Genomic DNA, 12,610 nt, shown 5'->3' on the forward strand with positions numbered 1-12,610 from the left:
AAAAGATTACCTCTTTAACAGTATAAAGAGGTAATCTAAAAAAATTATGAATTATTACGTCTTCCGCCGAATCCTGACCTGCCAGATCCTGAAGACCTTCCACCACCATGAGAGGCTTGTCCTCCCATACGGGCTATTCTCGTACGTTCTGCCTTACTCATAGAAGCAAAACCTCTTCTTGATGTTCCGCTTCCTGAACCGGAACCACGTCCTGATCCTGAATTACTGCTGTTTCCTGATCTTGAACCGGATCCTCTCGAACCTGATCCTCTTGAACTGCTATTGGAACCTGATCTTCCGGTATTTGAATTGGAAGATCTTCCTCCACCGTGAGAAGCTTCCCCACCCATACGGGCTATTCTCGTACGCTCTGCTTTACTCATGGAAGCAAAGCCTCTTCTTGAAGTGCCGTTTCCGGAACCCGAAGAAGACCTTCCTCTTCCTGATGAGCCCGATCTGGAACCAGAACCGGAACCCGATCTAGATCCTCCTCTTCCACCTGAAGTGAATCTTCCCTGGCTGTCTCTCTGCTGGCTGCCACCGCGGGAACCTCCTCTGCCTCCAGAATTTCTTCCTCTGTTGTCATCATCATCATCGTCGTCGTCATCATCATCATAATCATCGTCATAATCCTCATCGTCATCATCGTAGTCGTCATCATAATCCTCATCTTCGTCGTCATCATAACTATTTTCATAGTCATCATAATAATCCTCATACTCTGAGAAATCATCATCATACTCTTCGTCTTCGGACGCATCGTTATAACCATGGTCATAACCTAATTGATAAACTTCCTCTAAAGTAGATCTTTCATTGTTTGAAGAGTTACTTCTTGATCTACGATTGTTTGAATTTCTAGTGTTCATAACTAAAATGTTTTAAATTAATATATAAGTGATGTAATGCCTTTCTTAACTAGTATCAGAAAAGCAATGGTTTGGTTTTAATGGTGATAATTTATTAAGCCGAAAAGCTTTTGAAGCTTCCATTAAAGGAAGACTGTAGATTTAATCAGATTGTTACACAAATTTACAATGGTTTAATACTGTCTTTTATGATTGACATCATATTCACACGAATTAATATAAAATTTTTCTGTTAATAATTTTCAAAACCTTTTCTTTCTCCATACGCTTAATTGTTTTAATTGCAGTTTCCACCCGGATTCCTGTGAGACTGGCAAGTTGCTGCCTGGTCAGAGGTATCTGAAAAGAAAACATATACTGATTCTTCTGAAAACTCTTCAGATAATTCATAACGCTGATAAGTCTTTCTTCCGGACTTTCCAGAGAATTCTTTTGCAGCATGATGTATTTATAATAAAGCCTGTCTGACAACACTTTACAAAAATCGAAAAACAGAGGAGGATGCATTTTTAATATTTCTAAAAAATCATCTTTACTTAATTTCAAAATAGTGCATTGAGAGATCGCAACTGCATTCATTGGATACGGTTTGTCACCAAACAACAGTGACTCACCAAAACTTTGACCATCAAATAAAATATTCTGAATAAATTCTTTGCCTTCTGCATTGCAATTATTAAGTTTTACGCCTCCATTTACTATCTGGTAATAATATAATGCTGTATCACCTTCTTGAAAAATAGCTTCTTCAGGTCTGTATTTTTTTAACCCAGCGCCGGCTGAGTTTAAGATTTCTTCGTTAATAACCATAATTTTTTTTTACTGTTAATAAATTTTAATGATCATCTTAGAAAAATTTATTAGGTACATTCAATGCTTACTTTAGAAGTCATTCTATCAGCATTATAAATAGGATTGTTTGTTAAGACATTAACAGCATATTTAAATTCATGATGATGGAATCATTACTTTTCAAAAGATAATCTGCTGTTAAACTTTGTATAAATAGTGTCAGTTACAATAGCACCATGTGATGCTCCGGAGGACTCGGTTTATAGGGTAAATTTGCAACGTTTGTAGATTCTTTAAATTGGTTAGCTTTTGTACGCCAACAACGAGAAAGATATTTATAGGTGACGACGAAAACATCTACCCAATAATAGGGCAATAATATAATAGGTTTCATAACAATATTTTTTGGTGTTATTTGTAATATGGTTGATATATTTCTATCATAAAGAATTATGATAAATATCTGATATAAATTTAAGGAAGAAATACTATAAAATTTATGATGCAGATCATACAAACCTTTTTTAGCATAAAATTAACGGACACTATGTTTTTTTTAACTATATGCCCTTTTTTATGCATACCCCGAAACAACAGGTGCAATAAATATTGGTGTATGCCCCTTTCATGATACCGTCTTATAGTTCTACTGTGCTCCTTTATTGATCTCTTCTACCAGTTTTGAGTTGAAAGCGGGAAGGTCTTTGGGAGTGCGGCTGGTAACAAGCCCGGAATCTGCAATAACTTCGCGGTCTTCCCAATGAGCTCCGGCATTTTTTAGATCCTTGCTGATGGAGTGAACTGAAGTTAAGTTTCTGCCTTCTACAACCTCGGCATTTATAAGAACCTGCGGCCCATGGCAGATTGCGCCCACAGGCTTATGCTGGGCAAAGAAATCTTTTACAAAGGAAATCGCCTTTTCATTTGTTCTCAGCTGATCAGGATTAATTACCCCTCCCGGTAATACCAGAGCATCATATTCTGAAGCGTCTGCATTTTCCAGGTTTTGATCTACGGGATATTCCTTACCCCAGTCCTTTTCTGCCCAGGCTCTGATTCAGGACTTACAATAAGTGCAGTCCATCCCTGCTGTTCCAGATATTCTTTAGGAGAGCTCAGCTCGCTTTCTTCAAAGCCGTGTGTAGCCAGTATGGCAATTCTTTTTGACATAATTTTAATTTTTAAAGTTAATAAAGTATGGTCCGATGATAACTATAAAAGCTTCCTTCATCAGGAAGCAGATACCCTAGTTCTTCAGATCCTCAAGATGTTGAAATTTATCATGGGAAGCTTTCAGCTGGTGCAGCTGATCAAGCACAACCCGGGAACTTTCCGGACACAGATCACCGCTGTCTAATGCGTCCTGATAGGCGTCAATGGCAGCACTTTCGCCATATACTACATTTCCGAGTGTTGCACCCGCTGTATCCTCAGCAAACGAATTTTTCACATCAATCCATGCTCTGTGAATAGCTCCCGCAGCAGATCCTGACTGATCTGGTGTGCCTCCTCTTTCCATGATGAGATCGGTAAGCTGATTTTTCATGGTGTGAGATTGTGATACCATGTTATCATAATCAGACCTTAACATTGGATACTGATCCCATACCTTATCCTCAACTTTAGCAAATCCCTGAATTCTGTCATTTGTAATGTTCAGTAAATCGTTTAATACTGACACTGTTTTTTCGTTGTTCATATTGTATATTTTTAAAATGGTAATATAAACTTTGCAAGCTTCGTGCCTTAAACAGGCTATTTGGAGAGATGTGGTATTTAAAAAAATCTTAAAATTCCTGGAAAATATTAAAGTCTCACGAGAGATAGAAGAAAAACCGGCAATTTTTTAAACTTCTGATTTAAGTTATTGTAACCAGTATTTATAATAAGAAAAATATTCATAACTCGATATTATGACTTGATATCGTGTAACAAAGTCATCTGGCATAAAAAAGGCCGCTCACGAGTTGTGAAACGGCCTTTTATCATTTGTAATTAAACTTAATTAAGCGGTTTTCTTCCTGTAAAAAGATTGATCAGAACAACAATAATGGCAATGACCAAAAGTGTGTGAATTAAGCTGCCCGTATCCATTCCCGGAATAATTCCCAGCATGCCTAAAAGCCATACAACGATGCAGATAACTGCAACAAGCCATAATAAATTTCTCATAATACTATTTTTTGTGGTTAGTGTGATGTTTAAGATAAGACTTTATTGATGCCTTAATCCTTTGTGATGATATTGAATATCTTTAGGTATTGCTTTGTTGAATAAATACATGTGTTTATTCACATTGCGGTCATTCGTACTGGCAGAATAAAAGTCATCAGATGTCTCCGGGACATTATAATGAAATTTTTTACCATTCTTATAAAGTTGGTTATCATAAGTACGGTAAATCTGATTTTCTTTATAAGTATTTCCGTCCGGGGCCAGATATACTTTTCCCGCTTTGCTCTTTTTTCGCAGGCCCAGATAAAGCAAAGAGCTTCCCGCTGCCAGGGCTAATGCTATTTTTACTGTATTGTTCATACGATATATTTTGTTCAAATAATTGCAAATTTTTTGCCATAGGTAAGAAATGTGGTACTTTTTAGACAGATTTGGTTATTGAGAAATAGTAAATTGCCTGCAGCAGAGCCTGCTGATGGATCATAGAAGCTTCACTATATAAGATTTTACCTTATTATAAAAATCGTGGTTCTATTACATTTTTTAAAATTGGCTCACAAAAATCTACTTTGGCATTATTTTTATCTACATTTGGTGATATAATTAAAACACACAATTTATGAAAAAAAATATCTCAAATTCAGAGAAGATTTCGGAGAACCATATTCCGGGCATCAATCGGGTCATTAAACTTGATATTATAGCTGGCGGAAAATCCATTATCCATTTTAAATATTTCCGTTTACAGCAGAGTGCTAAAACCCATCACAGCTTTGAACTCATTCTGGCTCATGATTCGTTGAATGAAACCCAAAACTACAATCTTGAACAGGCAAGACAATTCATGGGAAAACGATTGACCGCAACATTCAAATACAAAGATCCGGAGCATGAAAACCCAGAGAGAACATTTGTAGGAATCATTACGAATGTTTCATTCAGTAAGGAAAAAATGAGTCTGGGAAACATTGTACTCAAAGGCTACGGCCCAACCATTCTGATGGATTCTGCACCTCATACTCAAAGTTTCGGAGGTGGTCAATCTGTAAATACTTCCATTATTGCAGACAGGATTATCAAGGAAACATTGGGGACGAATGATTTTGATTTTAGGGTAGATGCTCAAAATAACAGTTATATCAACTACAGTGCACAGTATGGTGAGACTCATTATAACTACCTTGCCAGAATTGCAGAAGCCTACGGAGAGCAGTTTTATTATGATGGTGAAGTACTGCACTTTGGAAAACTGCCACCTAATGAAAAGCCCATTAAACTTATTGATGGCAGTAATGTAAATGATGTTACCATTGAACTGAAAGCTGTTCACACAAAGCCTGAATATTTTGGGTATAACAGCAGCAGCCACACAAAAATGCTGGGTGTTGACAATCGGATCAAGCATGTAGGTGAGTTATCTGCCAAAGCTTATGAACTCAATGATACGATCTTTACAACCCGCTCATTAACCCCTACTCCCATTAATGCCAATATGTTTCGTGATGTGGATCTTTCTCAAAAAAGTGCAAGAGGAAGTAAGGCCGTAGATGTTTTTACAGTTTCAGGAGAAACAACAGTTCCGTTTCTATATATTGGCTGTGTAGCTGATTTAGCCATGAGGAAACCTGACAGCAATCAAACCTCACATTTTACTACTTTAATGATTACTGAAATAAATCACGAAGTTGATGCAAGAGGATATTATACAGGAAGTTTTGAAGCGATTGCGGAAGGAACAGGTTTCATGCCTAAACCTGATTTTGTACAGCCTAAAGCAGAGCCACAGGTGGCAACCGTTATCTCGAATGTCGACCCTTTAAACCAAGGAAGAATACAGGTGCAATTTGATTGGCAGTTGAATGATACCACAGGCTTTATCAGAATGATGAGTCCTGACGCAGGGGGAACAGATGCTGTAAGCCGGAACAGAGGATTTGTGTGGCAATCCCTGAAATCGGAGACCAGGTAATGGTTGGTTTTGAATATCATCATCCAGATTTCCCTTTTGCAATGGGCGGAATGTTTCATGGCAATGTTGCACTGGGAGGCGGAGTCAATAATCACCTGAAATCTATTCAAACCAGAAGCGGAATCCGTATTTTGATGAATGATGCTGAAGGAAGTGTACGTATTATTGACCCAAGCGGTAATACTTATTCTATGGATGGGCAGGGAAATATTTCAGTAACTGCGCCTAAGAATATGACTTTTAATGCAGGGGAAAACATTAATATGATTGCAGGAATGAATATTACATCTAATGCCGGGATGAATATTTCTGAAACAGCGGGAATCAATCACAGCAGTTTCGCAGGAGGAATGATGATGCAGAATGCTGTTGCCGATTATTCTCTAATGGCAGCCAATATTATGGAAACAGCTCAGGGAGAAAGAAAATCCAAGGCAAAGAGTGTTACAGACCAATCCAGGAAAAAACAGGTGGTATCTGATGAAAAAAATGAGCTTCATACAAAGGGAAACTTTGAAAATAACAGTGGAGAAAAATCTAAAATACACTAAACATGGCAGGTGGAAAAATTACAAGAATAGTAGGCAGTACCAATAGTATAGACTGTAAAACCTGGACTATTTACACAGATGAGTTTTCAGCATACGCCGGACAAGGAAGCTACTTCACTGCAGATGGAGGAACCAATTTCGGAGAGCCAAAGGAAGCACCATCCTCATATACCTATTTTGAAAAAGGCTGGTGGACCGATGAAGAAGGCAGGGAAATCAAAGAAGCCCGGTTAGGTGATAAGGTTCAGTTTCATCTGAAAATGAAGAACATTAAGTCTCCCGAAGGGAAAAAAGTAAACCTTGAATTACGGGAATGGGATGAATTTGATTTCCTGCTTTACATCTTAAGCTTTGCCCATAAAGAATTAGCAGATTACAAAAACACGAAAGGCTATGAAAAAATAAATGTAGTAAGCACTGATTCTGAAAACAAAGAGGTGCTAACGGATTGGAAATTAAATGAAAGTTCTGAAATTGTAATATCTTTATTGTTGGATGAAGATGCACTGATAAAAATGATGGCCAATGACGAAGGCAGAGATTTGGAACTTTACTTCAGGTGTAAATATATTGATGAAAATAACTTTATTGAAGTGGCAGAATTACCCTGGGAAAGCTGGAATTACCTCAAAGTGAAACCCAGACCGGTGGTAGAGCCTATTATTTTCGTGCATGCTTCAGAGAAACATCTTTTGCCTGCAATTTATTCTGCTGAAAATGGAAGTCCCTGGTATGTTTCAGCCATTAAAAACGGATTGTATGCCAATAAAGTGAATGCCTTATCAAAACCTTACGGAACCGCTGGTAAAAAAGAATTTACCGCTTTTGAAAAAAAAGCATATAATATTGCGATAAGAAATCTGGAAAAGAAGAATTTCTTCAGTACTGTAAGAAAAGGAGCAACTTCTGAGTACTACTATTATGATGTATCGGATATTGACAACAGGTTTGAAAAAGAGATAAAAAGAGCCGTAAATGTAGGAACCGAGACATCAGCCAATGTCCCTAAAGGAGTTAATCCAATAGAATATGAATCCGGAAAAGGTCTTGCAGGAAAAATAAAATTTGTAGGGGAAGTTACGGGGATCTTTGGGGTGTTATCCGATATGGCTGCTTTATTACGAGGAGCTGCTGACCACAAGATACCGCCACCGTCTATTATTCCACCTTTTGTAATGGATACTGTAAACCGAATGAAGGCAGAAAATGATGAGTTTATTATTGAAAGTTGGAATAAAGAATTGCAAATTGCCATTAATAGGGATATAGATTCAGTTAGAATAGCTGTTAACTCAGATATTAATAAAAATTATAATTTAGGCTTTAATCTTATAGATATTTCTGAAGAATTACTTACAAAAATATTGAAAAAAGAAGTGTTTGAATATGATAAAAGGTCATCAGATTTCAAAACTTATTTAGTTGATGAAAGTCACGGTAGAATAAATGCATCCATACTCATACAAAGTATTGAAGAAAATGACAAATACAACCGTTTTACAATTAATCATTATATTCATGCTATTTATATAAAAGATTTGAAAATATGAGAAGTAATATCTTAAATATCTTACTATTTATTCCATTGTTATGTTCTTGCCAACAATACAATAGTCCAGCCTATGATGAAAAAGAAAAAGTATTAAGAGATTTTCCTATAGAAAATAGTACAAGGATGGTCATGGATTCTCTATGGAATAAAAGGGATTCGCTTACTTATCTTAGACTTAAAAATCTTGATTTAATCTTAATGAATGAGACTTCAACAATTCCTAGCTGGATTGGTGAGTATGAAAAAATGAGAATATTTAAAGTAATCAATGAGAAGAAGAAAATTATATCTATTCCTGAAAGTATTGGTAAGTTATCAAACCTTGTTCAGTTTGATATACCAAATAATCAGGTCTCTATTCTGCCAAATTCTATTTATAATCTCAAGAATCTAAATTACTTTAATTTATCGGGTAATCCTATTATATCTATTGCGGATAAAATTAATAATCTTAATAAGTTAGAATATCTTTATTTAGATAATACTCTTATTAAAAGTTTACCCGAAACAATATGTAAATTACAAAAAATAAAAGATATATATATAAAAAATACAAAAATTTCAAAACTGCCAAAATGTTTAGGAGATTTGTCAAACTTAGAGTGGCTGGTTATTTCAGGAACACAACTTACAGAATTTCCTATTGAGATTTTAAATGCTCCAAAATTAAAAACAATTCGTGCAAATGGCTTAAAGCTTAAAAATTATAAAGAAGTGAAAGCAATATGCGAAAAAAGAAATATCACGTTTTATTATGATCATGAATAGAGCATTAACACAATAGAATATGAATCCGGAAAAGGTCTTGCAGGAAAAATAAAATTTGTAGGGGAAGTTATGGGGATCTTTGGGGTGTTATCCGATATGGCTGCTTTATTACGAGGAGCTGTTGACCACAAGATACCGCCACCGTCTATTATTCCGCCATTTGTAATGGATACTGTAAACCGAATGAAGGCAGAAAATGATGAGTTTATTATTGAACAATGGAATAAAGAACTGCAAAAAGAGGTCTTAAATGGCAGGAAGAATTTAATAGAATTTTTAAACAGAAATAATGGAATAAATAAAGAATATAATTTAGGTTTTGACCTCATCGACCTATCGGAAAAACTACTTAACAGTATTCTACAGAATGAAGTAATAGAATATGATAAAAGTTCAGTAAACTTTAAAGTGTATTTAATCAATAAAAGTCAAGGAGCAAAAGAAGCATCAATCCTTGTACAAAGTATAGAAGACAGTGACAAGTATAACCGCTTAACAATTAAACACTATATTCACGCTCTTTATATAAAAGACTTAAAAATATGAAAAACCTGAAAATTATATTATTGCTTCCGTTATTTTATTCATGTCAGAAATATAGTTCTCCACCATTAGATTTCTATGAAAAAAAATTGCGCGAGTCTTCTATTGAGGATACCAAAGGCATCGTTATAGATGAATTATGGAAAGAAAGAGATTCACTGAGCTATTTAAGATTAAAAAACGTCAAATTTATCTATTTAAAATCAGTAAAATATCTTCCCAAATGGATTATAAAATTTGATAGCCTTTCAATTATTAGTAATACTGTTGATAAGAGTCATATCAAATCTTTTGAAGATCTGTCTTCATTAAAGGTACTTAAAACACTAAACTTATCCCAAAGCGATATTGATATAATTCCAGAAAGCTTATATAAAGTTACTTCCTTAGAATATTTCAATATTGAAGATAATAATATTAAAAGTATTAATAAAAACATTAATCAATTAAAAGATTTAAAGTCATTATTTGTTTCAGATAATCCATTAACTACTATCCCTAAAGAAGTTTGCGAACTAAGTAAGTTAGAGTCATTAGTTTTAGAAAATACGAAAATAAAAGAATTATCAAAATGTTTAGGCACTTTACAATATTTAAATTGGATAAATATTTCAGGAACGCAAATCACAGAATTTCCAATTGAAATTTTAAATGCGCCAAAGCTAGAAACAATTCATGCAAGAGGCTTAAAGCTTAAAAATTATAAAGAAGTGAAAGCGATATGCGAAAAAAGAAATATCACTTTTTATTATGATCATGAATAAAGTATTCAAATAGAATGAATCCGGAAAAGGTCTTGCAGGAAAAATAAAATTTGTAGGGGAAGTTACGGGGATCTTTGGGGTGTTATCGATATGGCTGCTTTATTACGAGGAGCTGCTGACCACAAGATACCGCCACCGTCTATTATTCCGCCATTTGTAATGGATACTGTAAACCGAATGATGGCAGAAAATAATGAGTTTATTATTGAACAATGGAATATGATTTTAAAAAACGCAATTTTAATAGGAAGAGATGAAGTAAAAACAGTTATTAAAGATCCAATTAATAAAAATTATAATTTAGGCTTTAATCTTATAGATATTTCTGAAGAATTACTTACAAAAATATTGAAAAAAGAAGTGTTTGAATATGATAAAAGGTCATCAGATTTCAAAACTTATTTGGTTGATGAAAGTCATGGCAAAAAAGACACATCCATACTCATACAAAGTATTGAAGAAAATGACAAATATAACCGTTTTACAATTAATCATTATATTCATGCTATTTATATAAAAGATTTGAAAATATGAGAAATATTATAATGATTTTACTATTGGCTCCATTATTATTATCATGCCAAAAATATAATAAAGATCCCTATGATAAATTTGAAGAAGATTATAGAAAAATGACATCTTTAAATCCTGATAAGATTTACTTAGATAGCTTGTGGTCTAAAAGAGATTCATTAACTTATTTAAACATGAAAAATGTTGAGTTGGTTTTACTTTCCGAAACAGATTCAATTCCCAATTGGCTTTTTAATTTTAAAAATCTTAAAATTATATTTACAAATAATGAATTGAAAAAAATAAAAAGAATACCCAGTAATATTGACAATGCTAAAGGATTAATGCAGTTTGATATTCCTAATAATGCAATAAATAATATACCAAAGTCCTTCTATAAACTTAACAATTTAGAAACAACAGATCTTTCAAAAAACCCTATAAAAGAACTTTCACCTGATATTGAAAATTTGCTTAACCTTAGAGGCTTAACACTAAGAAATACTCTTATTAGTAATTTGCCTAGTGAAATTTGTAAATTAAGCAAATTAGAATCATTAGTTTTAGAAAATACTAAAATTTATGAGCTACCAAAATGTCTGGGTAATTTACAACATTTAGAGTGGATAAATATTTCAGGAACGCAAATCACAGAATTTCCAATTGAAATTTTAAATGCGCCAAAGCTAGAAACAATTCATGCAAGAGGCTTAAAGCTTAAAAATTATAAAGAAGTGAAAGCAATATGCGAAAAAAGAAATATCACTTTTTATTATGATCATGAATAAAGTATTCAATAGAATATGAATCCGGAAAAGATCTTGCAGGAAAAAAAAATTGTAGGTGAAGTTATGGGGATCTTTGGGGTGTTATCCGATAAATTGATGCAATTAAAGACCCGACAAATAATAATTCTCCCAGAATGCTAGAATCACTATCTGATATTGGAGAAGGTAGTCGAGAATCAGGATTGTTAATTCAATCAATGGAAGGTTTAGATAAATATAGTAGAGAGACTACTTTTCATTATATTCATGCCATATTTGTAAATGATTTAAAAATTTAACAATGAAATTTCTACAGTATATAACCTTTATTTTCCCGTTACTTGTTTCATGTCAGCAGTATAATAAACAGCCGTATGATAAGTATGAAAAAACTTTAAGGATGTTTCCTACTTCAACAACTGAAATTATTTTTGATAGCTTGTGGGCAAGGAGAGATTCGCTTACATATTTAAGACTTGAAAATGTTCGTAACATATATCTTTCAGATACTGATTCTATTCCAATTTGGATTTCAAATTTTAAACATTTAAAAAGTATAGAATCTTTTTCTGAAAAAATAAAGATAAATAATATTCCTGAAGATATTGGAAAAAATGGTAACTTAACTCATATTGAGCTACCACATAATAATATCATTAACATACCGCAATCTTTATATAACCTAAAAAAATTGGAGAGACTAAATTTAAGTGATAACAATATAGAAAAGATTGGCACTCAAATAGAAAATTTAAAAGAAATAAAAATTATTTTACTTTCATATAATCAGAACTTACTTAATATTCCTAATGAAATCTGTAACCTTTCAGATTTAGTTAGTTTATCCATTAATAATACGGGTATTTCAAATCTACCTAAATGTTTGAAAAACATGAAAAATCTCGAAAGTATTAATATATCTAGTACGAATATATCTTATTTACCAATAGAAGTCCTAAATACTCCAAAATTGAATGAAATCAATGCAAAAGGCTTAAAGCTTAAAAATTATGAAGAAGTGAAAGCTATCTGTGAAAAAAGAAATATCACTTTTTATTATAATGAGTAGCGTCAAATATTCTGACAATATCCAACCCTTACGGAACTGATGGTAAAAAGAATTTACCGCTTTTGAAAAAAAAGCATATAATATTGCGATAAGAAATCTGGAAAAGAAGAATTTCTTCAGTACTGTAAGAAAAGGAGCAACTTCTGAATACTACTATTATGATGTATCGGATATTGACAACAGGTTTGAAAAAGAGATAAAAAGAGCCGTAAATGTAGGAACCGAGACATCAGCCAATGTCCCCAAAGGAGTTTAATCCAATAGAATATGAATCTGGA

14 protein-coding genes and 1 pseudogene are annotated in these 12,610 nt (G+C 33.5%); 9 read left to right on the forward strand and 6 right to left on the reverse strand.

Features of this window, described 5'->3' with window-relative positions; genetic code table 11:
* Positions 1-44 precede the first annotated feature (44 nt).
* The 6 genes and pseudogenes from ACP3T3_RS05740 to ACP3T3_RS05765 form a co-directional block, all read right to left on the reverse strand.
* Positions 45-869, reverse strand: coding sequence for a KGG domain-containing protein (locus ACP3T3_RS05740; protein WP_426478957.1), 825 nt, complete (start codon positions 867-869; stop codon positions 45-47).
* A 213-nt stretch (positions 870-1,082) separates the two neighbouring features.
* Positions 1,083-1,679, reverse strand: coding sequence for a Crp/Fnr family transcriptional regulator (locus tag ACP3T3_RS05745; RefSeq protein ID WP_426478958.1), 597 nt, complete (start codon positions 1,677-1,679; stop codon positions 1,083-1,085).
* 628 nt (positions 1,680-2,307) lie between these two features.
* Positions 2,308-2,831: pseudogene (locus ACP3T3_RS05750) on the reverse strand (type 1 glutamine amidotransferase domain-containing protein).
* Positions 2,832-2,907: 76 nt separating this feature from the next.
* Positions 2,908-3,360, reverse strand: a complete 453-nt coding sequence (locus ACP3T3_RS05755) for a PA2169 family four-helix-bundle protein (protein ID WP_426478959.1) — start codon at positions 3,358-3,360, stop codon at positions 2,908-2,910.
* A 302-nt stretch (positions 3,361-3,662) separates the two neighbouring features.
* Positions 3,663-3,833: a lmo0937 family membrane protein gene (locus ACP3T3_RS05760; RefSeq protein WP_426478960.1), complete on the reverse strand. Its 171-nt coding sequence runs from the start codon at positions 3,831-3,833 to the stop codon at positions 3,663-3,665.
* Between the two features lie 42 nt (positions 3,834-3,875).
* Complete coding sequence (locus ACP3T3_RS05765) at positions 3,876-4,196, reverse strand: hypothetical protein (RefSeq protein WP_426478961.1); 321 nt, start codon at positions 4,194-4,196, stop codon at positions 3,876-3,878.
* Between the two features lie 259 nt (positions 4,197-4,455).
* Here ACP3T3_RS05765 and ACP3T3_RS05770 point away from each other — a divergent pair, with 259 nt between their 5' ends.
* From ACP3T3_RS05770 to ACP3T3_RS05810, 9 genes are all read left to right on the forward strand, one after another.
* Positions 4,456-5,805, forward strand: a complete 1,350-nt coding sequence (locus ACP3T3_RS05770) for a hypothetical protein (RefSeq protein ID WP_426478962.1) — start codon at positions 4,456-4,458, stop codon at positions 5,803-5,805.
* Positions 5,775-6,356: a hypothetical protein gene (locus ACP3T3_RS05775; protein ID WP_426478963.1), complete on the forward strand. Its 582-nt coding sequence runs from the start codon at positions 5,775-5,777 to the stop codon at positions 6,354-6,356. Before ACP3T3_RS05770 ends, ACP3T3_RS05775 begins: the two co-directional genes overlap by 31 nt.
* A gap of 2 nt (positions 6,357-6,358) precedes the next feature.
* A complete protein-coding gene (locus ACP3T3_RS05780) occupies positions 6,359-7,906 on the forward strand; it encodes a hypothetical protein (protein ID WP_426478964.1) in 1,548 nt (515 codons plus the stop codon).
* Entirely contained in the window at positions 7,903-8,676 is a 774-nt protein-coding gene (locus ACP3T3_RS05785; protein ID WP_426478965.1) for a leucine-rich repeat domain-containing protein, read from the forward strand. Before ACP3T3_RS05780 ends, ACP3T3_RS05785 begins: the two co-directional genes overlap by 4 nt.
* Positions 8,677-8,745: 69 nt before the next feature.
* The gene (locus tag ACP3T3_RS05790) at positions 8,746-9,222 is read left to right on the forward strand and encodes a hypothetical protein (RefSeq protein ID WP_426478966.1); all 477 of its coding nucleotides are present in this window, start codon (positions 8,746-8,748) and stop codon (positions 9,220-9,222) included.
* Positions 9,219-9,983, forward strand: coding sequence for a leucine-rich repeat domain-containing protein (locus tag ACP3T3_RS05795; RefSeq protein ID WP_426478967.1), 765 nt, complete (start codon positions 9,219-9,221; stop codon positions 9,981-9,983). Before ACP3T3_RS05790 ends, ACP3T3_RS05795 begins: the two co-directional genes overlap by 4 nt.
* A 90-nt stretch (positions 9,984-10,073) precedes the next feature.
* Entirely contained in the window at positions 10,074-10,517 is a 444-nt protein-coding gene (locus ACP3T3_RS05800) for a hypothetical protein (RefSeq protein WP_426478968.1), read from the forward strand.
* Positions 10,514-11,284, forward strand: a complete 771-nt coding sequence (locus ACP3T3_RS05805) for a leucine-rich repeat domain-containing protein (RefSeq protein WP_426478969.1) — start codon at positions 10,514-10,516, stop codon at positions 11,282-11,284. The genes ACP3T3_RS05800 and ACP3T3_RS05805 overlap by 4 nt, the downstream gene beginning before the upstream one ends.
* Before the next feature lie 280 nt (positions 11,285-11,564).
* On the forward strand, positions 11,565-12,332 hold the full coding sequence (locus ACP3T3_RS05810; protein ID WP_426478970.1) for a leucine-rich repeat domain-containing protein: 768 nt from the start codon (positions 11,565-11,567) through the stop codon (positions 12,330-12,332).
* The last annotated feature ends 278 nt before the right edge of the window (positions 12,333-12,610 follow it).

This window comes from Chryseobacterium sp. CBSDS_008, assembly GCF_049959325.1.
GTDB lineage: Bacteria > Bacteroidota > Bacteroidia > Flavobacteriales > Weeksellaceae > Chryseobacterium.